Below are 23,684 nucleotides of genomic sequence, written 5' to 3' on the forward strand. Positions count from 1 at the left end.
CTAAACCTAAACTTGTGTAATCTGCGTCCATGAAAATTCTGGTACTCACTTGGGAGTTTCCTCCCCGGATTGTCGGGGGGATTGCACGTCACGTTGCGGAATTATATCCGGAGTTGGTGAAATTGGGCCATTCCGTCCATTTAGTGACGATGGAATTTGGTCACGCCCCGATGTATGAACAACTCGAAGGGATTGACGTGCATCGGGTCCCTGTCGAACATGGAAACGACTTCTTCCACTGGGTTGCCAACATGAACGAGAGCATGGGACGTCATGGGGGGAAATTGATTTTAGAAGAAGGACCCTTCGACCTGATTCATGCCCATGATTGGTTAGTGGGCGATGCCGCGATCGCCCTCAAACATCACTTTAAAATTCCCCTGATTGCCACTATCCATGCCACTGAACATGGAAGAAACAATGGACTTCATAACGACATCCAGCGTTATATCGCCCAAAAAGAGGGAGACTTGGTGTACAACTCTTGGCGGACGATCGTCTGTAGCGACTATATGCGCCGAGAAATGGAACAAGCATTAGGCTGTCCCGGGGATAAAATCGACGTCATTTTTAATGGCATCCGGGCCGAAAAAAAACCCCGGTGGCAAGATTTTGATGCCCAAACTTTTCGCCGTCAGTTTGCGGGCGATCATGAAAAAATCGTCTACTATGTGGGTCGAATGACCTACGAAAAAGGCGTAGAAGTGTTATTAAAAGCTGCCCCTAAAATTCTCTGGGAAATGGGCGGATTGGTCAAATTTGCCATTGTGGGCGGTGGCAATACCGACCACCTCAAACAATTAGCCGCTGCTTTGAATATCTGGGATAAGTGCTATTTTACCGGCTTCATGTTTGAGGATGATTTACACAAATTCCAAACCGTTGCCGATTGTGCCGTCTTCCCCAGTCTCTATGAACCTTTTGGGATTGTCGCCTTAGAAAGTTTTGCCGCGCGGGTTCCTGTAGTTGTTTCCGATACTGGAGGATTACCGGAAGTGGTTCAACATACTAAAACCGGGGTAGTCACTTGGACGAATAATCCCGATTCCCTTGCTTGGGGAATTTTAGATGTGTTGAAAAATCCCGGGTATGTGCAGTGGTTGATTGATAATGCTTATGCGGATTTAAAACAGCGATTTAGTTGGCCGAAATTGGCACAACAAACCGAAGCCGTTTATCATCGAGTGGTGAATGAGCGATCGCAAATTGTTTGGTAATACCAGGAGCATTTCCACATCATACCCCATCCCCTTGTAAACAGCCGGTTTTCTGTCTTAGCGAAGCGTAGGCAGGCTAATTCTGCTTTCCTCCCCACCCTAACTTACCCCATTGCTGCATTCTCTGGCTCCAAAACCAACCCTAGGACAGTCAAAACCCCACCTACACTCTTCGGATTCTAACCCTGAATCACCGGCCCTACCGGGTCGGTATCGGGTTAGAAAAATTCATCCAGTTGCGCTACCAACCTCCCTCAATTTCATCAACAAATCCTTCCGTAAAAGTCTGTTAAATCCGTGGGTTATTATTCTATTTCACCACTCGTCCCCGAACTTTACGCAACGATTCTATTGTCATAATCGCCTGTTGTGCCACTCTATCAATCTCCTCAACGGTATTAAATCGCCCGATGCCAAATCGTACTGAAGCAAATGCCAACTCCGGCGATCGCCCGATCGCCTCTAACACATGAGACGGCGCAATTTTAGCCGAAGTACAAGCGGAACCCGACGATACCGCCATCACGGATTGCAGTCCTAACAATAACGCTTGACCATCCACTCCGGCTACACTTATATTTAAGTTACCGGGTAATCGTTGGGTAGGATGACCATTCAAAAATACCGACTCCAAAGATTGGAATTGTTCCCATAATCGCTGACGCAATGTTATTAGGCGATCGCATTCTGACTCCATTTCTGCCAATCCTAACTCCACTGCTTTGGCAAATCCGACAATTTGAGGGACATAAAGTGTCCCTGATCGCAATCCTCTTTCATGTCCTCCCCCATGAATCTGGGGGGCAATTTTCACCCGAGGATTACGCCGCCGAACATACAGTGCACCTACCCCTTTCGGTCCATATATTTTATGAGCCGTTAATGACATTAAATCCACCTGCATTTCCTGCACATCCAGGGGAATTTTGCCAATTGCTTGGGCGGCATCACTATGAAAAATAATTCCCTTTTCTTTACAAAGCAACCCAATTTCTTTTAACGGTTGTAAGACCCCAATTTCATTATTTGCAGCCATGACGGATACCAATACGGTATCGGCCCGAAAAGCATTTTTTAACTCGGATAAATCTAGCAATCCATCCGGTTGAACCGGCAAATAGGTAATTTCAAATCCCAAAGTTTCTAAGTAGGCACAAGGGTCAAGAACAGCATTATGTTCCGTTTGAACGGTAATGATATGCCGTCCTTTTTGAAAATAACTTTCCGCCACCCCTTTAATGGCTAAATTATTGGCTTCCGTTGCACCACTGGTAAAAATAATTTCTTCTGGGGTAGCATGAATAGCATCCGCTAGGGTTTCTCTCGCTTGCTGAATTGCCGCTTCTGCTTCCCATCCATATTGATGATTGATGCTGGCAGGATTCCCAAAATAGTCGGTAAAATAAGGTAACATAGCCTGCATCACCCGTTGATCAACAGGGGTGGTGGCATGACAGTCGAGATAAATGGGGCGATCGGACATAAGCAATGTTAGGGGAAAGAATTAGGCTATAGCTTTAGCTTAACTTATATTAGTCTCAAGTTAGAAATAGGGACGGGATTTAAGATAAGTTGCCGGGTATCTCTGGGTTCTTTCACCCGTAGCAAGAGCAGAGGGGGAATTTATCCCTTAACATCTTAGGGGATGATATTGTTAGTCAGATTTTAACCGATATCAGGGGATAAATCCATAAGTTTCTATGATTTAATCTGGCTCAATCCGGTTGCTGCAAGGCAAAATCTTCAGTCTTGATACTCGGGCGATCGCTCGATTTAGTTGACTGAATCCGAATGGGTAATTCAATTTTAAATTCGGTTCCTTTTTGAGGATTAGAAATACATTCTATCGTCCCTTGATGTTGCTGTACTACAATTTGATAAACCATTGATAATCCCAGTCCCGTTCCGGATCCGACGGGTTTTGTACTAAAAAATGGGTCAAAAATTTGGGATTTAACGGCGTCGGGAATTCCCGGACCATTATCGGCAATCCGAATCAAAACTCTATTTTCGTTTAAAGTTTCAGTCTGAATAGTCAAACACCCAGGATTAGAAGCAGAATATAAACGGGAAGTTTCTATGGCATCAAGGGCATTATTGAGGATTTGCAAAAAAGCTTGATTAATTTGGGCGGCGTAGGATTCAATAGACGGTAATTTACCGTATTTCTTAACAACCTGAATCTCTTGATACGTTTCGTTAGATTGTAAGCGATGACCTAAAATTAACAAAGTATTTTCCAGGGCTTCATTAATTTGAATACACTGGAGTCCGGAGCGTTCAAAATGGGTGAATTCTTGAAGAGATAAAACAATTTTGCGAATGCGATCGCTTCCATGTTGCATGGAACCAATGACTTTCGGCAAATCTTGCAACATGAAATTCAAATCGATAGATTCGAGTTTGTTTTGAATCACCTGACTGGGTTGATTCATTTCTTGTTGATACAACTGCACCAGGTCAATTAAGTCTTGAGTATATTCTTGCAAATGACTGAGATTGCTATAAATAAAGGTAACTGGATTATTGATTTCATGAGCGACCCCAGCAACGAGTTGACCAATGCTGGACATTTTTTCGCTTTGAATTAATTGAGACTGGGCGCGTTGTAAATCCTTGAGGGTTTTACTCAGGCGTAATCCGGCGCGAACCCGGGCCATGAGTTCCTCAGTATCAATAGGTTTAGAGAGAAAATCATCGGCCCCGGAGTCCAACCCAATTACGCGATCGGTTACCAATTCTCGGGCCGTTAAAAGAATAAAAAAGGTACTGGATAAAGCGGGGTTGGCTTTGACGTGCTTGCAGACGGCTAATCCATCAAGGTGGGGCATCATCCAATCGCAAATAATTAAATCAGGACGGAGTTGCTCTGCTTGATGGATACCCTCCTCTCCATCGGAGGCGATCGCCACATCATGACCTTCACTTTCGAGCAAGTCTTGCAACACAATTTGCACGGTAATATCATCATCAATCGCTAAAATTTTACCCATAATCTGGTTATCATTGATAATTGTTGCCTTTAATTTTTTCCCTTTGCCCTCGGACTCAAAAAATAACGGACCCTGAATTTTATTATAATTTAGACGGGCTGCGATTAACCGATCGGTATTCTAGTTCAAAACCTGGGGAGGTTTCCGAACCCTTAACTTTTTTTCCCTATCTGTGAGAACTAGAAACGGGGTTTCCGGTCCTTTGAATGGGGAGTTTATCTTGTAAAACCCCTCGGAACAAGAGGGGCTGATTCACAACTCAACCCCGGTTGAAATATCGGAGGAGTGGGTTAACTATTTCACGGTTGGATTTCAGGTAACTCGGGTAGATAGGTGTCAATAAACTCGCGCACGCTGTGTAATTGCGCTTGCAAGTTTAATAAAGGTGAGTTAGCTTCCGATAAGCGATTTTCCCGAGCGAGAGTGCCTAAGTGTTCAGCCAAGGCTGACATAGCTTGTGCTCCCACATTGGCACTGGAGCCTTTCAGTCGATGGGATACCCGGTCAACCTTAACACAATCATTCGCTTCAATGGCGGAGGCGATCGCCTGGGTATCCGCTGTGGCGGTGGTGGCAAATGCCTCTAATAAGCGGCGTTGGAGTGTTCTTTTGCCGCGCGAGACTTCTTCCAGACGGTCCAGGTTGATTGCGGGTCGGGAGTCCGAGGCGATCGCCGAAATCGGTTCGGGCGGCAGATGCCGAATTGAGGAGTCCGGTTTTGGGGGTTGGATCAACGGGTTGATTAGCTGATTTGATCGAACAATCCACCGTTCTAGCAATGCACTCAAGTGATCCAGATGGACAGGTTTACTAATATAGTCATCCATGCCAGCAGCGAGACATTTATCCCGTTCCGCAGATAGAGCATGAGCGGTGAGAGCAATGACAATGGTTTTGTGAGGGATAGACGAGTCTGGAGATTCGCGATCGCCCGAGGGGCAAAGGGACCCGGTTGCTTCCCGTTTGCGGATTTCTTGAGTGGTTTGATAGCCATCTAATCCGGGCATCTGGCAGTCCATCAAGACAATATCATAGCGCTTTTGACTAAGGCGGGCGATCGCCTCGATCCCATTGCCCACACATTCCCCTTGATAGCCTAATGCCTCTAATTGCTGGAGAATCACCTGTTGATTAATCGGGTGATCTTCCGCTACTAAAATATTCACCGTGGACTGAATCCGGGGTTCTATGGGAATGATGGGGAGTTGAGAAACACGGCGACTGCCTCCCCGGGGTTGAGACGGCAAGGTTTGCGGGCGGAGGACTACCGTCATGAGACTATTAAACAGTTCAGACGATCGCACAGGTTTGACCAGATGTCCTTCTACAAAACTCAACCCGCGCTCTTGTGAGGATTGGACCAATCCCAGGGCGCGATCGCGATAGGGGAGAGTTGTCATTAAAAATAAGGACGTTTGTGGCGGAAACAAGGATAATTTTTGAATAAATTCCTCGACGAGGGTGGGATTAGACTCATCACCCAAGGCACAATCTGTACAGTCTTTACAATCATCTGTACAGTCTCCGTTGTCTTGGCGATCGCCCTTAATTCCTAAGAGCAAATGAAGATCCACGATCGCCACTTGATAGGGTCGTCCTGCGGTCACTGCCCCTTGCAACTTCTGGCACAACTGGGTATAATCTTCTACTTCATCAATATTAATCCCCCAATCTGCCGCTAGATATTTTAACGATTGACGAGTCGCAGCATTTCCCTGGGCAATTAAGACCTGAACTTCTGTTAAGGCGATGGGCAGAGCACAACGGGGAATCGAACCCGATACCCGAGTCCCCTGTTTACGAAACTTCACTTCAAACCAAAAATTTGAGCCGCGATCAGGATAACTTTCTACCCCAATTTCGCCCCCCATCAGTTCCACCAATTGTTTACAAATCGCCAATCCCAAACCCGTCCCTCCATAGCGTCGGGTGGTGGAGGTATCCACTTGAGAAAAGGATTGAAATAGTTTGTTGTGGCGCTCGCTCGGGATACCAATCCCCGTATCTTTCACCGTAAACCGCAGCCAAACTTCTTGCCCTCGGGCATCCAGGGATTCGGATTTTATCGACTGATTGACCTGAACCACCACCTCGCCCCGGTGTGTAAATTTAATCCCATTATTAATCAAATTCAACAGAATTTGCCGGAGGCGGGCGGCATCTCCGACTAAGTGTTGTGGAACCTTCGGATCAATCCAGACGGCCAATTCTAAACCCTTCTGATGAGCTGGAGCCGCTAATAAATCGACCACTTCTTCAATACAAGTTGACAGTTGAAAATCTAAGGATTCGAGATTCATTTCTCCGGCTTCCAGCTTAGAAAAGTCCAAAATATCATTGATAACCCGCAACAAATGTTCCCCACTGATGCGGATGGTTTCAGCACAATCCCGTTGCTGATTAGAAAGGGGGGTTTGTAATAATAAACCCGTCATTCCTAATACCCCATTCATCGGGGTGCGAATTTCATGGCTCATGTTGGCGAGAAATTGGGATTTGATTCGGGCTGCTTCTAGGGCAGTTTCCCGAGCTTCTACCAGTTCATTAATATTATCCGTGACAATGGCAATTCCTCCAACTTCTCCCGTGGGACTGTACCAAGGTTGAATTGCCCAACGCTGATAGAGTTTAGACCCATCCGCCCGTTCCCAGCAATCTTCCCGAGAAGAGATCGCTTCTCCGCCTAAAACCCTTTCCAGCAGGGGACCCCAGTGATCAAATACATCGGGCATCACGTCAAAAAAGTGACATCCAATCCAGGAAAGATTGTTGCCGCAGAGATCACCCTTGTAATCACTCAACCACTTTTGAGAATGGGCAATATAGCATAGATCATGATCGAGCATTGCCATTGCCACGGGTGCTCGGTTAATGATTTCGCGCAGTTGGAGGCGTTCTTTTTCCAGGGCTTCTTGGTACTGTTTATGGTGAGTGATATCTTTGTGAGTCCCTAAGATTCGCCGGATGTTCCCTTGGTGATCTCGTTCTACCACCTTTCCCCGGTCCAAAATCCATTGCCATTCGCCGGTTTTGGTGCGAATGCGGTATTCTAGTTCAAACACCGGAGCGCCGCCCGTGAGATGCTGGTTCCAGGCCGTGATCGCCCGGGGTAAATCATCGGGATGAATCAGTCTGCGCCAGGATTGGACTGGATTTTGAGTGTCATCGGGCATCCAGTCAGCGATCGCTTGCCATTTTTTCCCGATAAATAAATCTCCCGTCTCCAGATTCCAATCCCATAATTCCAAATTGCTGCCTTCGAGGGCTAATTGCAATCGTCGGTTACTTTCCTGAAGGCGATCGAGGCACTTCTGATTTTCCCGATCGCATTGTGGCAAGGGTTGTCCCTCGCAATCGGCGATCGTTACTTCTACAAGATTGGTATAAATACTAAAAATCCCCACCACTGCGCCGGTGTCATCGGGAATGGCATGAGCGCGTAATAATCCGGTCTTGCCGGTTCGGTCTTTTTTTTGTAACAAGACTTCTGCACACCAATTATACCCTCGCCGCACGCTTTGACAAATTTCGCGATCAAGTTCGGGAGTGCCATACAGTTGGCAAATCCCTCCGGCGGCATTAATTTCATCACAGCTATATCCAAATTGTTCCTGAAATGCTCTATTTTGATAGGTGAGAATGCCGTTGAGGTCGGTAATGGCAATGGCATCGGAGGCTTCATTAATCCCCCACTCCAGCCACGATCCAGCGGCGATCGCCTCCCGAGTCCGCTTCCGTTGAGTGCGAGTGGGAATACTCACTCGAACCCACTTCGGATATTTAGGATGTTTGAGCAACAATCCCGTTGAGACATCCCGATCCGCAGAGGTCCGATGAGGTTTGCGCATACAGAACCGTGATTGTCTCAGTTCAACGGTTAATAATAACAAAGGTTGTACTTCAAGGGGTGGTACTTCCAGGCAATCCCGAGGAGTCGGATCCGAAGTCAGACTCTCCGGTTCTTCCGATGATTCTTCCAATGCCTGAACCGGATCCGGTGCGATCGCCCTTTCTCCCTTCCAAACTAAGAGGATGACTTGATGATTGCGATCCAAAACGGGTTTGATCGAAAAATTAACTCCCTCCCCCCTGCCGTTGCTTCCGGCGAGATGGAGGAAACTGCGAACAAATTCCCCCGTCGCTGCTGTGGCGATCGCCTGTTTTAATTGTTCTTGTATTTCGTTATTCTCATAGGAACTTTCCGGCCATTCAGGAGGACTCCATCCCCGACTCTTCCAAAAGGGAAGACCCGCTTCCTCTTCTATCCCTGAATGATCACCGCCGCTTTCCCCCAGGGTTTGAATTTCCAGAAGGGTTCCCTCCGGTTTAAGCAGGGCGATCGCCCCCCAGGGTTCCGGAACTGAGGATAAACCACTTCCCTGAATATCTCCGTTAGACTGTCGTCGATAAGCGGCGATCGCCCGTCCTGCAGTTTGCAAAACCTCGATTTCCCCTTGACTCACCGGATTCCCCTGGGAATACTCAAACCCCATCCATCCCAGACAACAGTCATCGGCGATCGCCGGAATCAACAGAATCGAGGCGATCGCGCGATCGGCAAAAAAAGACCCGTCTGATTCTGGCAGATCCGCCACGGCCAAACAAATCGCCTCTCCCCCCGAGGCGCTAATCGGCTCTAAATCCGGTAAATTCGGGACCCTCCCCACCCTAGGGAAGTCCGTTGCATACCACTGCGATCGTAAACAAGTTCCCGTTCTATCCCCGACCCCTGTGGTTTCCCAGAAGTAGGCTCCTATCGCCCCAGATACCTGGGCCAGTTGTTGTAAAATCTCTTCATAAAGCTGAGTTTCCCGGTTGAAATCTGGCCTTACAGCCCTCAGTAACTGTTCCTGAATCTCCACCAACGCCGGGACGTAGGATGAACTCAAACCGGAATGATCCAGTGTAGGTTCAGGATTGCGGTTGCATCCCCCAGAGAAATCGCTTTGTGACTGCTCAGAATGGGAGTTAGAGAACCCCTTGACCTGGGTAATTTCCTGGGTCAATGAAGGGTCCGTTGGTGCCCGGAGTTCTGCGGACTGCTGCTGAGTCTTTTGAGGATTCGGAGAGATCAAGCGACCTTCCCATTGCCAGGATTGTTGTTCCTCAATGGCGATCGTCATGGATTGCATTAAGTCTTTCCAATGGTCTGAATCTAGGCGAAAACTGACCTCAATCCGAACAGGTTTAGACAGTCCTTGGGATTGACCGCCCTGATGTGACACGGCTGTAGCACCATTTTTTCCCTCCAAGGTTCCCGGAATAATATCATCGTCGTGATTCCATGACAGATGGAGCAGTTCCAACACAATCCCTGGACTACGGATTGGTGCGATCGCTTGACTAGACTCTACAGATTCAATCGCTTCAATCGGAGTCAACGGGCGAGTTTGTCGGGATGAGAGGGGGTTCGGTTCTACGGGAATGACCATTTGATATACCTTTTTTTATTTCGACTTTAAATCCTGGAGTCAACAATTCTAAGATTCAACCTTTCCCGGGAAAAGTTACTATGCTGTTGGTGATTTTAATGGTTTCTTTATTTTTTGGCCCCGAAAAAATACTGAATTGCTTTGAGGCTAGATTGGGGCGGGATGCATGGCGGTACAGTTACCTAACTCAATTCTCGACTGAATTTCACGTCTGCCTTAGTTTAACCCGAGAGTTGGAAGCGGGGAAGGCGTTAGGGGCGATCGCCAGCCACCTGGTGCAGGTTTGCTCCGAGGTTGAACTCAATTTTGCGGCAGTCGCTTAGAGTCTTAAAACTATTTGGGTATTTCTGGCAACCTGCTCACGCCTTTCTCGGTTAGGGGCGATTTCACTCCCTCACCTGAGAGTCATCGCAAGGCTATCCACCGGCGTTGAAGTGCCTGTATTTTCCAACGAGTAGGCGGAAAATGGGGAAACGATGTATTTTCCCAAACAGCCTGGAAATTGAATGATTTAGGGGTGTTCTGTAGGGGATTAGACCTCTGGCAATATATCGGATTATTCCTCCTTAAAAACGCTAACCGGGTTCTGAGAATTTGGCAATCGGTCGGCTCATCCCCACCCTGTATAAAGAACAGTGGTGATTCCTACCTAGGGATTTCTGACTGTTTTCCTCCGTAGGCTATTCCCCCGAGTGTGAGATCGGAGTGGCCCTTTTGATCCTTCAAGCAGTAGAGTTTACCGGAAACGAGAGGGTTTGTGATCGTCAGCGATCGCCACTTCACCCCGTCTAGTTTCCGATCTCAAACCCCATTTATCTGCTGCCCAACTGTCATGAATATTGCGAAATATTACAAGAATCTCCGCTTTTCCTCGGGGGATAGTTTTGAGCGTCTCAGTCGTTATTCCCCAGGATTAAGACCGGATGTGGGGAGGCGATCGCATCCGATTCCCTCTTCGGGTTTTTCTGAAAAAATTTCTCCAATTTTTCTCGAAGGCACAAGGTAGCGCCTTGTCCTGAACCCGGTTAATGGAAATATTATCGAGGTTAGAGTTCCCCCCGGGGAAAAGTTTGACCTCATGAGGCAACTCTGAACTTCCTAGATCTCTTGTCTGAGTACAGATTGCCTCCAGAGGAAATTCCTGATATCAAATCCCCCTGAATTTCATCCCAATCTGAGCGGGCTTTTCCCCTGGGGGAAAGGGTTGCTATCTCTTGAAGCATCAACCTGCTCAGGGGAAGGACCGGGGACCTCCAGTACAAATACTAGGGGGATTTTAACAGCGTTGATTGCCGAATGTTCACCACAGTGATCGCAGTCGTCCCACTGCGATGGGATGGGCCGATCGCCCCCAGCGGTTAGGCCACTCCCAAGGGGATTAAACCGCTGTTCGCTCCGTTGCAACCTGAATCACTAATCGAGGCAATCCTGCTTTTATTTTAGGGGAAAGAGGGGAACATTTTATTGAGGCGATCGCCCCTGAGTTTGAGTCTAGGAATGGATTCAGTCTAAACCCAAATTGGTATAAATTAGGAGAGAGAACGGCCTCACCCCAAAGATTTCAGACCCATCTATATTTATCCAACTTAAAGGATTTGACAAGCGCGACCGTTTCGATTCATCCGCCAATCTCCTCCGTCGAGAGCAGGGATACCGTAAGGAGAAGACACAGCGGGTTTGGAAAAAAAATCTTTGCGCATTCGTCATCAATCTAATGCAGAAACCCGGTTTCTTGTCCTGATGATCAACAACTCTACCGGCATCCTAGGGGTTAAGGATTCAGGAACGGATCAAGCATCTCGAACCGCTCAATTCTCTACAATTAACCAGCCACTCCAGGAGGGTATTGCTTTTAATAAAAGTCTCCTTTGTTTCAAGTCAACTCAGCAGGGTAGCTAGAGGAAGTAACCAGGCGATCGCCACTGGAGTGCGATCGGCAAATCAACAAACAAAAGTTTTTGACGAAATCAACGGCTTCACTTTACAATAAAAAACGGGATTGGTGATGCAGAGCCATGTCAATACCACAGTAGCGACAACGGGCTGAATCGAGATCGTTCCAATTAATCGCGCAAGACAGAGAGTCTTACGGACAAAAAGATTGGAGCAGGGTTCGCAAAGTGCTGGGGCACCGGATTTTTCGACCTGACGTCTCTAATGCCAGGGCGATCGTGCTAATCAAATAACTAGACTTATAAAGAGGAAACTGTTTTATAGTCGTGTTATAACGGTTAAAACAACGGTGCACTCCCTTGGGAGAACGTCCGTCTACAAGCGCGATCGGCTGCCAACTCCCCGCAACCTTTCATCACATTCGTAAACGCGAGCTAACCCTTCTAGTAATATTCGTTGCTAAAAGTGGACGCGCTTCGATGTATTTTCGATCTATAAATCCCAAATTAACCCTGTATGACGTCCCCAAGACGCTATAGGATGGGATAACCCTGTATGACGTTATAGAAAATGCCAACCAAACCAGTTACCTTAAGACTACCTGAAGAACTCTTAGAGGCGATCGATGAGATTGTTGTCTCCACCAGTTCCAATCGCACCGAAGTTGTGGTTAAAGCTCTCCAACAAGTCTTTTCCGGAGAAGCTGCTCAACCCACCCCGACGACTGCTCCTGCAACAACTGCAACCCCGGCAACAACTCCCGATACTACCCTGCTAAAACGACTTGAAGAGCTAGAGGTAAAAATCTCTAGCGTTATGGATCGCTTAGATTCTGATGTTCTATCCCGTCTAACTAAACGAGTCAGCGTCTTAGAAGAAGGTTTAAGTTCCTCCGAACCGCCGACCCCGGTAGAGACTCCGAGTACGACCAAAACGGCAACCAAAGGCCAAAAAAGAACCCCTACGGTCAAAGAAACGAAAGCAACCAAGGGTTCTAAAGCACCGGCTGAAACCCCAGCCTCTAAAGCACCTGCCGAACCCCCAGCCTCCAAAGAACCCGCCGAACCCCCGGTTTCTAAAGAGTCTAAAACCAAAACCGCAACCAAAACTACCAACGGACGGCGGCGTCAGGCTAAAGCCGAAAAAAAGCTCCCCGCCGCAAAAGAAGCCTCTAAAACAAAAACAATCGATCCTCCGTCTTCGACAGAGGAACCCACTCCCACCAAACGTAGAACTCGCGCTAAATCTACTCCAGAGGTTACGACCCCTGCGGCTACAAAAAACAAGCGGGGAACAATAGAATGGCTCACGGTGAAAGAGGCATTTGAAAAACTAGGCGGTGATGCAAGTGACCCCGAATCGATTATTTCTAGTATCGATGGCGATCGCACTGTCAAATTAAATCGCTTCCGGGTACTGAGTGCCTCGGATTATCAAACCTTTGGGTTAGAATTCCGACCCGATCGCCGTCGTCGGCGTTTACCCTGTTTGCGGAAACTCTAATCTCCCGGAGTACCGCTCCCTAAAACCGCAGGATTACCGAATTTATCCCACGGAGTACGAGTTGATCTCAGAGCGATCGCAGGCATTATGCTAAAGCATTCTCCCCCTTATTTAAGAGGAGAAAAGAGGGAATGCTTGAGAAAAATGTCTTTCGGCCCTCATCCTGATCAACTCGGGTTGATATCACTCCAAAAAATCCCCAAACAAAAAGCGCCCCCAAATTGGAGGCGCTTTTTTTAATCTTTACTCAGATTAACCATTGATAGAAGGAGCAGTTAAAGCAACGGGAGTTGCTTCACCAGCAGCCAAATCAAGGGGGAAGTTGTGAGCATTACGCTCGTGCATCACTTCCATACCCAGGTTAGCCCGGTTAATCACATCAGCCCAGGTATTCACAACACGACCAGTCGAGTCGATGATGGACTGGTTGAAGTTAAATCCGTTCAAGTTGAAAGCCATCGTGGACACACCCAAAGCGGTGAACCAGATACCTACAACCGGCCAAGCAGCTAAGAAGAAGTGCAAAGAACGGCTGTTGTTGAACGAAGCATATTGGAAGATTAAACGACCAAAGTAACCGTGAGCGGCCACAATGTTGTAGGTTTCTTCTTCTTGACCGAACTTGTAACCGTAGTTTTGAGATTCGGTTTCAGAGGTCTCACGAACTAAGCTGGAGGTCACCAAACTTCCGTGCATAGCACTGAACAAGGAACCACCGAACACACCGGCAACACCCAACATATGGAAGGGGTGCATCAGGATATTGTGCTCAGCTTGGAACACTAACATGAAGTTAAAGGTTCCAGAGATACCCAAAGGCATACCATCAGAGAAAGAACCTTGACCGATCGGGTAGATCAAGAACACTGCCGAAGCGGCTGCAACAGGTGCAGAGTAAGCAACGCAGATCCAAGGACGCATCCCTAAGCGGTAAGAGAGTTCCCACTCACGACCCATGTAGCAGAAGATGCCGATGAGGAAGTGGAAAATCACGAGCTGGTAAGGGCCACCATTGTAGAGCCACTCATCCAAGCTGGCTGCTTCCCAGATGGGGTAGAAGTGAAGACCGATGGCATTAGAAGAAGGAACAACCGCACCCGAGATGATGTTGTTTCCGTACAGCAAAGAACCGGCAACGGGTTCGCGGATTCCATCGATGTCCACAGGAGGGGCGGCGATGAAGGCGATGATGTAGCAGACAGTGGCGCTTAAGAGGGTGGGAATCATCAACACACCGAACCAGCCGATATAAAGGCGGTTTTCGGTAGAAGCGACCCACTCGCAGAAGCGGTCCCACAGATTAGCGCTTTCGCGCTGCTGTAATGTGGTGGTCATAGTTTTATGATTGCTATTGGTTTGTCGAGGTAGTTATGATGTTTTTAGATTAACGGCTTTGTAACGATTTGTAAAGGGGTTAAAGCCACAGCAATCCTGATGGGAGTGATAAGCTGAGGTTATCAAAAATAGGTTCGTAGTCAACCCTCAAATTTGTATGGACATTGTGTGGACAAGCGGCTAATATAATTAATCATGGGTCGGCATTAAATCGCCTGATCTGAATATCGCTGCTAGGTTTAAAATTATGTCGAGGTCAGAATTGGAAGACTCGTCCCGCCAGACTCGGGATGTAACGATCAACATCCGCGCTACCCAGAGTCAGAGAGATCTCATTGATCAAGCTGCTCACATCCAAGGGAAAAGCCGCTCAGAGTTCATGCTAGAGTCAGCCTATCAAAAAGCCCAAGATGCTTTGCTAGACAGGACTTTTTTTGGGTTAGACGACCGAAAATATCAGGAATTTGTCGCCCTGCTGGATGCAGACCCACAGCCCAACGTCAAGTTACAGGCTCTCTTAACCACTAAGTCTCCGTGGGATTAGATAGCGATGCGCTTCGCCCTCCAGAAAAACTAAATTCGTCCCATCAAATTGAGACCTTTGACTCAGGAAACAGCCATCTCAATGACTGGCTCAAACGTCGTGCGTTAAAAAATGAAGCTGAGGGGGCTTCCCGAACCTATGTTTTATGCGCCGGGGAGGTGGTGATTGCGTATTACTGTCTTGCAAATGGGGCAGTAGCCCAAATTACGGCAACGGGTCGAGTTCGGAGGAATATGCCCAATCCCATTCCGGTGATGGTGATTGGAAGACTGGCTGTTGATCGCCACTGGCAAGGCAAAGGAATCGGGAGTGCGCTGCTACGAGATGCCATTCTTCGTACCCTGCAAGCTGCTGAAATTGCAGGAATTCGCGCAATTCTTGTCCAGGCGATTTCGGAAGAGGCGAAGCAATTTTATGAAAAGTGTGGGTTTACTGCTTCAGCGATCGAGCCAATGACACTCATGGTGACGATTAAAGATGCGAAAAATGCACTAGGTTTGTCAGGCTGAAAGGTAAAATATATCTTCTACAGAGCGTTAGAATTTATGTTATAAAGAAAGGGGGATTATGGTTCGAGAACCGAAACTTGGATTGCTTGGATTGGTTGTCTTAATATGAGATGAATTTTTAATCCGTCTATAGCTCAATTATTACATAACTAGACCTGAAACTACTATGACACTTACATTCGACTTTGATTCATTTCCAAAACTCTTTGATAAATTAAAACGTGATGCCAGTTTATTCCAGGATGAAGCAACAAGTGATCGCCTCTTTAACTTTGTCCTTACCGGGTATTCTATGATTGATTGGATCAAATATGATCCATCTGTTCCTCGGTCTGCAAAGCAAACATCTGAAGTTAATAGGCTCTATAATGACCGCTGGCTTAAGGTATGCGGAGACCTAGCCACAGCCTGCAAGCACTTCCAGATAAACAGTCCCAACAGTCCCAACAGTCCCAACAGTCCCAACAGTCCCCGTTTTCGCACACCCATCACTTCTTCAGCGACTTCAGCTTCTGGTTTTGGTCGCGGTCGCCTTGGACAAGGCTCTTTTGGAAATGGAGAAGAAAGTATCATAGTAGTGCTAAATAATGGCACGACTTTTGACGGTTGTGATTTAGTCAAAGGTGTTCTACATACATGGGAAACCTATGTATCGAGGCACGGTATCTAACTAAAGAGAAGGAGTCACAACAATGAAGAAAATCTCTATTGCTTTCTGGCGCGGACGGGTGATATGGTAGAGGAACTGGATCAAGCGGGCGATATCAATGAGATTGAATGGCTCACAGTCAAAGAGGCATTTGAGAAACTAGGCGGCGATGCAAGTGACCCCGAATCGATTATTTCTAGTATCGATGGCGATCGCACCGTCAAATTAAATCGCTTCCGGGTACTGAGTGCCTCAGATTATCAAACCTTTGGGTTAGAATTCCGACCCGATCGCCGCCGTCGGCGTTTACCCTGTTTGCGGAAACTCTAACAAACCAGAACACCCGCTACCCACAACCGCAGGATTTCCAACTTTATCCCACGGCGTGTGGGTTGATATCACTCGAAAAAATTCCCAAATAAAAAGCGCCCCCAAATTGGAGGCGCTTTTTTTAATCTTTACTCAGATTAACCGTTGATAGAAGGAGCAGTCAAAGCAACGGGAGTCGCTTCACCAGCAGCCAAATCAAGGGGGAAGTTGTGAGCATTACGCTCGTGCATCACTTCCATACCCAGGTTAGCCCGGTTAATCACATCAGCCCAGGTATTCACAACACGACCAGTCGAGTCGATGATGGACTGGTTGAAGTTAAATCCGTTCAAGTTGAAAGCCATCGTGGACACACCCAAAGCGGTGAACCAGATACCTACAACCGGCCAAGCAGCTAAGAAGAAGTGCAAAGAACGGCTGTTGTTGAACGAAGCATATTGGAAGATTAAACGACCAAAGTAACCGTGAGCGGCCACAATGTTGTAGGTTTCTTCTTCTTGACCGAACTTGTAACCGTAGTTTTGAGATTCGGTTTCAGAGGTCTCACGAACTAAGCTGGAGGTCACCAAAGATCCGTGCATGGCACTGAACAAGGAACCACCGAACACACCGGCAACACCCAACATATGGAAGGGGTGCATCAGGATATTGTGCTCAGCTTGGAACACTAACATGAAGTTAAAGGTTCCAGAGATACCCAAAGGCATACCATCAGAGAAAGAACCTTGACCGATGGGGTAGATCAAGAACACTGCCGAAGCGGCTGCAACAGGTGCAGAGTAAGCAACGCAGATCCAAGGACGCATCCCTAAGCGGTAAGAGAGTTCCCACTCACGACCCATGTAGCAGAAGATGCCGATGAGGAAGTGGAAAATCACGAGCTGGTAAGGGCCACCATTGTAGAGCCACTCATCCAAGCTGGCTGCTTCCCAGATGGGGTAGAAGTGAAGACCGATGGCGTTAGAAGAAGGAACAACAGCACCAGAGATGATGTTGTTTCCGTACAGCAAAGAACCGGCAACAGGTTCGCGGATTCCATCGATGTCCACAGGAGGGGCGGCGATGAAGGCGATGATGTAGCAAACGGTAGCGCTTAAGAGGGTAGGAATCATCAACACACCGAACCAGCCAATGTAGAGGCGGTTTTCGGTAGAAGCGACCCACTCGCAGAAGCGGTCCCACAGATTGGCGCTCTCGCGCTGCTGTAAGGTTGTCGTCATGTTTTTATGATTGCTATTGGTTTGTCGAGGTAGTTATGATGTTTTTAGATTAACGGCTTTGTAACGATTTGTAAAGGGGTTAATGCCACAGTTATCCTGATGAGAGTGATAAGCTGAGATTATCAATCTAGGGAGATGTCTCATAGAGAGAACATCGGGACCAGAAAGCGGGTTTCTGGTCCTATAGATGTAAGACGATACCGAGGTCCTAGGATGAGTTTATCGATGGGGTCGCAACTCGCCCGGGTTAAGCGGCCTTTGCAAAAATTTCAATGATCTGATCGATTTCATCTCGGGCGCAGGCGATTGCATCTTCGGGAGTATCAAAGGGTCTGAGGTTGATATTCCTATATCCCTCGGGACTATGAAATTCATAAAAAAAAATATCTTCTGCCAGAATCGGAACGACGATCCATCCGCGATAGAGTTCTCCTCGCAGGTCATAATTTTCCATAGTTTAGCCTCTTGAATCAGGGGTTAATCAACCAAGGTTTGTTAAAATTACAGTCTAGCTATTCCAGTGCGATCGCGGCAACAGATAGCCTACCCCTCACCCATGAACTAGCTTTCGGTGAAGCCGGAGGCCGATCGCCCCCAAGAACAGTCCCTGCTTATTCCTGATTTATCACCTCGGATTGGGTTGAAGAAGAACCATGAGGGGTTAAATTTGTCAAGATTCTGGAGAAGAATTGTTATAAAAGACAGACAAGTTTCGGATGCCTGAGTTACCACCCAATCTACTGGCGATCGCATTATAACCCCGAAATCCCCCGGATCTGGGCGGACCTAAAGAGGGGTTAATCTATACCTGATGATAGAAATTTCTATGGTATCCCCCTGTAGTCTCATGGTTTTTGAAAAGAAAAATCGTTACATTAGTTTAGAACCGAGCCAAAAGAGGAAAGATAAGAGTAGAATCGATTGCGGTGCGACATTGGGAACCGTTGGTATCCGCTTGCTGCCTTAGCCCGGTGGTCAAGGAACACCCAATCGGTTCTAACCCACGGATCGCGGGTCTGGAGGTTGGATTGAGATTGCGCCTGCTTGGATTAACCTGAAACAAGAGGGACATCCTCAAAAAACAAGCTAAGATCCAACAAGTCGAGGGGTAAGCCACCTTGTAAAAAATTCGCTCCTTGAGGGTAAAAGGAGTCGAAAAGGAACGAAAACAGATGAGCGGGGTCTTTACGGTATCAGTTCTAACTTATCAATAACAACCCGATCGGGATCAATGCTCCTTGTTGACAGCAGACCCGCCTTTGAGGATGAAGGTGTAATCGGGTTGCCGGAAAGCCGATTGCAGCAAAAGTACAGTTGAGGCCAAAGTAGCCTTGTGAAAACCCGGCAAAGTCGGACTGAAAACACAACCTGACCTGGATTTGCATCACTGCAAATTCTGATGAGAGTCACGGTCTAGCCGGATAGCGATCGCAGTGAGTCACATTAAAAACGGCCACACTAAAACCATAGCCGTATTTTCAAGCCCTAGAAACGCTGTTACCTTTGAGAGTTATTATGTTGTATAAACCCAGCTTTGGCGATCGCCAGCTTGCTGAATCATTTTATCAAGCCTTGTTCAATCGGTTCTACGATTCTGTAGATCGCCAGACTCAGGAATTGTTACGAGAATGTCAATTTGGTCTCGCGCCTTCCCCAACGGGAGTCAAAACCTTTTTTATTTTGACACCAGATTTAGAGCGAGCACAAAACCTGATCGAGCAGATCGATGGGATCATCAACGGAGTCATGGCAATTATGGTTGGAGTTCACCAAACTGCCATTTGCATTGCACCCCCCAATGGTGGCGACAGTCCCAAGTCGGAAATGGGACAATTGAACCCCCGCTACATGATGGCAAAAATATTTCCCCATCCCCCACAAGACGATGAGGAACTGGGTTAAATTAATCCCGATCAACGCTAAACGCTAGATGAGCAGTATGATTTTGACCTGGGTCTGGAATTTGGATGGAAGGTAGCCCAACTGACTCGGAGTAGAAGAAACGAGAAGTTAGATCCAGAAGGGGGCTTTCCTGGTGTGGATTGCCCCCTATATGAATCATCCACTGGATTGAACCGGGCGAGATCAGGAACTCCACATTCTCAAATCTTCCCCTGAATTCCTGCAATTTAAGACTACACAGTGCTTGTTCCTAAAGCCAGCGCTTGACAGGGTTACCAGCGTAGTCAGCAAAATTACGGATGTCGCCACAGCTAACCCTCGTATTTTTCCTGATGACAAGCATGAAAACTCCCTGCACAATAGAAACAGAAAGATAAACATGCTGGTACACCTTCCTTTGAAAAACCTGCTCCTCACCCCAGGAGCAGGTATTTTTATGACTGGGGGATCATGATCTTGAAAGCGATCACTCACTTGGCGATCGTCAAACTTGTCCAGAATTTAGGCATTATCTTGATAAACAACGGCACTCGTGACATTGAACGGGAAATAACGACTGAAATCGTTACTACAAAAGAAAAAACAACGACTCAAGTTGTGACGTTGCACAATTCAGACCATTAAGAACAGGATGAACTTTAGTAACTGTAGCGTTCTTCTGCCCAGGGTTCTCCTCGATGGTGGTAACCGTTGCGTTCCCAAAAGCCGGAGGCTTCTTCCGCTAAAAATTCTAACCCGTTAATCCATTTAGCACTTTTCCAAGCATAAAGATGAGGGACGACGAGGCGGAGGGGACCTCCATGTTCGGGACTTAGGGGTTCATCAAATAGGGTATGAGCAAAAAAGTTTTCTTCCCGGAGGAAATCCTCGATCGCAATATTGGTGGTATAATCTCCGTAGCAATGTTCCATGATGCAAATTGCTTTCGGATCCACCGCCAAGTGCTTCATAAAATCTAAGACTTTGATTCCCTTCCACTTGACATCAAGTTTAGACCAGCGGGTGACACAGTGAAAATCGGCGGTAAACTCCTGTTGGGGCATTGCCATGAGATCATCCCAGGTAAAGGTTTGAGGTTCCACCAGACCCCAAACGTTTAAGGAATAGCGATCGCACGAAATTTGCGGAATATCTCCATAGGTGAGGACGGGAAACCCCGTGGCGAGATGTTGTCCAGGCGGAACGCGATCGCCTAGTTCAGCAGAAGGTTTTTTAAAGAATTTACCCAACATCAGGATGATTTTTTGATAGCTTATAAGCTCTAAGTATAGTTTAATTCCTTAATGTCCAGTCCGGAATATTCCTCACCGTTGAAAAAATGTAGAGACGCAACCGGGTCACATCTCTACAAAGATTGTGGGAGTATCCTAGATACCGAATCTGCTCCCTGTGTCCGGCAGTTTTTTTAAGGTCTCAACCGATCAATCGCCTTATTCGAGCCGATCACAACCATAACCGTTCCCCCCAGAAGTCGCCGGTTTGCAGGGGGATTAATCTCAAATTTTTCATCTTGGCTGACGGCTAGTACATTTAAACCGTAGCGATTGCGAAGTTCAAGTTCCGCTATGGTTTTACCGTGGAAAGAGGGGGGTACGATGGTTTCTACGATGCTATGTTCTGGGTCCAGTTCAAAGCGATCAAGGATACTGGGAGTGGTGATTGTACGCGCCAAAGCACAACCCATTTCCCGTTCTGGAAACACCACATGATCAGCCCCTACTTTTTTGAGCATTTTCATGTGAATTTCTGAGGAAGCTTTCGCAACAACGTGCTTTACCCCAGCCTCTTTGAGGTTAAGGGTCGTAATGATACTCTCGGCCAAGAAATTCCCGATCGCGACAATTACCGTATCGAAATCGTTCATTCCTGCCTGTTGAATTGCTGTGGGTTCCGTCGTGTCCAGTTGCAATGCGTGTGCGGCAAATTGTTCGCTCACCGCTTGGGCGACTTTCTTCTCATCGACATCAATGGCGAGCACTTCATAGCCCAATCCGTGTAGGGTATCACAGACGGCGCGACCGAAGCGCCCTAACCCGATCACAGCAAATTGCTTATTGTCGGAACGCAGATTGCGAAAGAAATTCAAAGAGGATAGATTCACAGATGCTACCTTGGATTGGAATCAATGGATTCAGATGTCACTCGAAATGCCATCTCATTCGTGAGTGCCGCCAACTGCCTTTTGAATCCAGGGCCTGGAATCTATTGCGCCCCCTCAGCGGAGAGGTTGTGACGGCCAGAGCATGATTTACTTTTGTTAGAGTACCAATTTTCTGGGGAGATTTGTACTTAGTGAATATGAAGATTGGGGAGATGGGGAGGAAGGAGAGGATAGTTGTAACGACTTTAGTAGTTTCTTCCCAATCTCTCCAATCTCCCCCACTTCCCAATCTCCCCCAATCCCATCATCCCACTAACAAATTTTCTTCGGGATAACGGATGTTGCTTGGTTTGGGGTCTCCGATGATGGCGCTCATGAGCATGATCATTCCCACCCGGCCTACATACATGGTGACAATGATTACCAGTTGGCCTACGGTGGAGAGATCTGCGGTGATACCCATAGACAAACCGACAGTGGCAAAGGCGGAGACGACTTCAAAGAGAAGCTCGATAAATTCGCTCTGGGGGTCGCTAATTGCCAGCAAAATGGTGGCGACAACGACGACGCCAAGGGAACTGAGGACTACGGCAACGGCTTTCAAAATCAGTTCAGGGGGAATTTGGCGATCAAAGCAAAGTACCTGGTTGCGTCCCTGGAGTACGGCACGGGTGCCGCTTGCTAGTACGCGCACGGTCGTGGTTTTGATGCCGCCTCCGGTACTGCCTGGAGAGGCCCCAATAAACATCAAGGCAATGATGATAAAGAGGGCCGCTGTAGTCATTTGACCGATATCGATGGTGTTAAATCCGGCGGTACGGCTGATGACGGACTGAAACCATGCACTGAGCAGGCGTTCGATGAACCCCATATTTTTCAAGGTTTCGGGATTTGGGGATTCGGTAAAGAAAAGGGCAATTGTGCCTACAACCAGTAGCACCAGGGTGGTACTGGTGACGATTTTAAAATGAAGGGAAAAGACGACCCGTTCGGAATTTTTGGAAATGCGATGGCGCACCCAAATATACATTTCCATGATGACTTGATAGCCAATCCCCCCAAAAATCACCAAGAAGGTGATCACCAAATTCAGAGGGATGGATCCGGCGTAGCCCATTAAATTATCGGCAAACAAACTAAACCCAGCATTGTTAAAGGCACTAACACTATGAAAAATTGAAAGCCATAAGCTATCGTCAAAGCCAAAGTCTGGGGTAAAAACGAACAGGAGTAAGAACATCCCAGTTAGTTCAAAGACTAAGGTCATGGCAATAATCGATCGCACCAAAGGGACCACACCGGACATTTCTGTCGTCTCTAAGGATTGTTGAATGGCTACCCGATCTCGCAATCCCAAGCGCCGTCCGAGTAGCAGCAGCAAAAAGGTGTTGACGGTCATGTAACCGAGTCCACCCAGTTGGATCAGCAAGACAATGAAAAACTCGCCCAATCCAGAATAATGGGTGCCAGTATCGACGACGATTAAGCCGGTGACACAGACAGCGGAGGTGGCGGTAAATAAAGCGGTGACGAAATTATCCCAGGTCCCCTCACTGGTCGAGATGGGCAGCAGCAGCAGAATGGTACCGATCGCAATGATTACCAGAAAGCCAAGACAAATGGTTCTAGCAACAGTCATGATATTTTAGCTGTTAGATTGTTTTGATTTTAGGATGAAGCGTTGATCTCCTATCAACTCCTCAGCAGTCTGAGGCAATTTTTTGTGACATCGGCTATTTAATCTGGATGGCACAGGGACTCAAGGGCTCCCATGTCCTGGGGGTTTTCCATGAGTCATCCCCATCGGCAGATCAAGAGAGTTTTTCCCAAACGCTTCTAATACCAGATCCGGTTATTAAAAGTCGGTTTTCGGTTTTAGCCCGCGCAGGCGGGCTTTGTCCGTGAAGCCCCACCCTTCAGGGTGCGGGTTTCTATAGGCATATCACAACCGGATTCCGTATAAAATTGATGTTTTTCAATTACTGGAGTTTAGACTAAGCCAGTGACACGAAAGCAATAAAGAGGGGAGCCCGACTTGCATCTAGGCTCCCCTTGG

The 23,684-nt window shown here is 47.4% G+C and carries 20 protein-coding genes; 11 read left to right on the plus strand and 9 right to left on the minus strand.

From position 1 onward, the window contains the following. Nucleotides 1-29 precede the first annotated feature (29 nt). Nucleotides 30-1,217, plus strand: a complete 1,188-nt coding sequence (locus tag NG796_RS19145) for a glycosyltransferase family 4 protein (RefSeq protein ID WP_261208494.1) — start codon at nt 30-32, stop codon at nt 1,215-1,217. 310 nt (nt 1,218-1,527) lie between these two features. Here the strand turns inward: NG796_RS19145 and NG796_RS19150 are convergent, their stop codons facing one another. From NG796_RS19150 to NG796_RS19160, 3 genes are all read right to left on the minus strand, one after another. After that, nucleotides 1,528-2,700, minus strand: a complete 1,173-nt coding sequence (locus tag NG796_RS19150; RefSeq protein WP_261208495.1) for an IscS subfamily cysteine desulfurase — start codon at nt 2,698-2,700, stop codon at nt 1,528-1,530. A gap of 232 nt (nt 2,701-2,932) precedes the next feature. Further along, complete coding sequence (locus tag NG796_RS19155; RefSeq protein ID WP_261208496.1) at nt 2,933-4,210, minus strand: sensor histidine kinase; 1,278 nt, start codon at nt 4,208-4,210, stop codon at nt 2,933-2,935. 299 nt (nt 4,211-4,509) lie between these two features. Further along, nucleotides 4,510-9,642 (minus strand): ATP-binding protein, encoded by a 5,133-nt coding sequence (locus NG796_RS19160; protein WP_261208497.1) that lies wholly within the window; start codon nt 9,640-9,642, stop codon nt 4,510-4,512. Between the two features lie 80 nt (nt 9,643-9,722). Here NG796_RS19160 and NG796_RS19165 point away from each other — a divergent pair, with 80 nt between their 5' ends. From NG796_RS19165 to NG796_RS19180, 4 genes are all read left to right on the plus strand, one after another. Next, entirely contained in the window at nt 9,723-9,965 is a 243-nt protein-coding gene (locus NG796_RS19165; protein WP_261208498.1) for a hypothetical protein, read from the plus strand. Nucleotides 9,966-10,474: 509 nt separating this feature from the next. Next, nucleotides 10,475-10,648 (plus strand): hypothetical protein, encoded by a 174-nt coding sequence (locus tag NG796_RS19170; protein WP_261208499.1) that lies wholly within the window; start codon nt 10,475-10,477, stop codon nt 10,646-10,648. Between the two features lie 840 nt (nt 10,649-11,488). Beyond that, nucleotides 11,489-11,632 carry a hypothetical protein gene (locus NG796_RS19175; RefSeq protein ID WP_261208500.1) on the plus strand — a complete coding sequence of 48 codons (144 nt, stop codon included), beginning with the start codon at nt 11,489-11,491 and terminating at the stop codon, nt 11,630-11,632. Between the two features lie 473 nt (nt 11,633-12,105). Next, nucleotides 12,106-13,038 (plus strand): ribbon-helix-helix domain-containing protein, encoded by a 933-nt coding sequence (locus NG796_RS19180; protein ID WP_261208501.1) that lies wholly within the window; start codon nt 12,106-12,108, stop codon nt 13,036-13,038. A gap of 252 nt (nt 13,039-13,290) precedes the next feature. Here the strand turns inward: NG796_RS19180 and psbA (NG796_RS19185) are convergent, their stop codons facing one another. Then, on the minus strand, nt 13,291-14,373 hold the full coding sequence (gene psbA / locus NG796_RS19185; RefSeq protein WP_015149763.1) for a photosystem II q(b) protein: 1,083 nt from the start codon (nt 14,371-14,373) through the stop codon (nt 13,291-13,293). A 247-nt stretch (nt 14,374-14,620) separates the two neighbouring features. On the opposite strand from psbA (NG796_RS19185), the gene NG796_RS19190 reads away from it, so the two are divergent. From NG796_RS19190 to NG796_RS19205, 4 genes are all read left to right on the plus strand, one after another. After that, nucleotides 14,621-14,917: a DUF1778 domain-containing protein gene (locus NG796_RS19190; protein ID WP_261208502.1), complete on the plus strand. Its 297-nt coding sequence runs from the start codon at nt 14,621-14,623 to the stop codon at nt 14,915-14,917. Further along, nucleotides 14,908-15,426, plus strand: a complete 519-nt coding sequence (locus NG796_RS19195) for a GNAT family N-acetyltransferase (protein WP_261208503.1) — start codon at nt 14,908-14,910, stop codon at nt 15,424-15,426. The genes NG796_RS19190 and NG796_RS19195 overlap by 10 nt, the downstream gene beginning before the upstream one ends. 166 nt (nt 15,427-15,592) lie before the next feature. After that, nucleotides 15,593-16,096 (plus strand): hypothetical protein, encoded by a 504-nt coding sequence (locus NG796_RS19200; RefSeq protein ID WP_261208504.1) that lies wholly within the window; start codon nt 15,593-15,595, stop codon nt 16,094-16,096. Nucleotides 16,097-16,159: 63 nt separating this feature from the next. After that, nucleotides 16,160-16,405: a hypothetical protein gene (locus tag NG796_RS19205; RefSeq protein WP_261208506.1), complete on the plus strand. Its 246-nt coding sequence runs from the start codon at nt 16,160-16,162 to the stop codon at nt 16,403-16,405. 137 nt (nt 16,406-16,542) lie between these two features. On the opposite strand, the gene psbA (NG796_RS19210) is transcribed toward NG796_RS19205, so the two are convergent. Together psbA (NG796_RS19210) and NG796_RS19215 are read right to left on the minus strand one after the other, a co-directional pair. Then, on the minus strand, nt 16,543-17,625 hold the full coding sequence (gene psbA / locus NG796_RS19210; RefSeq protein WP_015149763.1) for a photosystem II q(b) protein: 1,083 nt from the start codon (nt 17,623-17,625) through the stop codon (nt 16,543-16,545). Nucleotides 17,626-17,872: 247 nt separating this feature from the next. Then, a complete protein-coding gene (locus tag NG796_RS19215; protein ID WP_261208508.1) occupies nt 17,873-18,079 on the minus strand; it encodes a hypothetical protein in 207 nt (68 codons plus the stop codon). Between the two features lie 38 nt (nt 18,080-18,117). Between NG796_RS19215 and NG796_RS19220 the strand changes: the two genes are divergently transcribed. Together NG796_RS19220 and NG796_RS19225 are read left to right on the plus strand one after the other, a co-directional pair. Next, on the plus strand, nt 18,118-18,246 hold the full coding sequence (locus NG796_RS19220) for a hypothetical protein (RefSeq protein WP_261208509.1): 129 nt from the start codon (nt 18,118-18,120) through the stop codon (nt 18,244-18,246). An 894-nt stretch (nt 18,247-19,140) separates the two neighbouring features. Beyond that, nucleotides 19,141-19,527: a hypothetical protein gene (locus NG796_RS19225; RefSeq protein ID WP_261208510.1), complete on the plus strand. Its 387-nt coding sequence runs from the start codon at nt 19,141-19,143 to the stop codon at nt 19,525-19,527. Between the two features lie 638 nt (nt 19,528-20,165). Here NG796_RS19225 and NG796_RS19230 read toward each other — a convergent pair. The 3 genes from NG796_RS19230 to NG796_RS19240 form a co-directional block, all read right to left on the minus strand. Beyond that, the gene (locus NG796_RS19230) at nt 20,166-20,759 is read right to left on the minus strand and encodes a sulfite oxidase-like oxidoreductase (RefSeq protein WP_261208511.1); all 594 of its coding nucleotides are present in this window, start codon (nt 20,757-20,759) and stop codon (nt 20,166-20,168) included. A gap of 173 nt (nt 20,760-20,932) precedes the next feature. Beyond that, the gene (locus tag NG796_RS19235; protein ID WP_261208512.1) at nt 20,933-21,628 is read right to left on the minus strand and encodes a potassium channel family protein; all 696 of its coding nucleotides are present in this window, start codon (nt 21,626-21,628) and stop codon (nt 20,933-20,935) included. A gap of 304 nt (nt 21,629-21,932) precedes the next feature. Further along, complete coding sequence (locus tag NG796_RS19240) at nt 21,933-23,267, minus strand: TrkH family potassium uptake protein (RefSeq protein ID WP_261208513.1); 1,335 nt, start codon at nt 23,265-23,267, stop codon at nt 21,933-21,935. Nucleotides 23,268-23,684: the final 417 nt, after the last annotated feature.

This window comes from Laspinema sp. D2d, assembly GCF_025370755.1.
Taxonomy (GTDB): Bacteria; Cyanobacteriota; Cyanobacteriia; order Cyanobacteriales; family Laspinemataceae; genus Laspinema.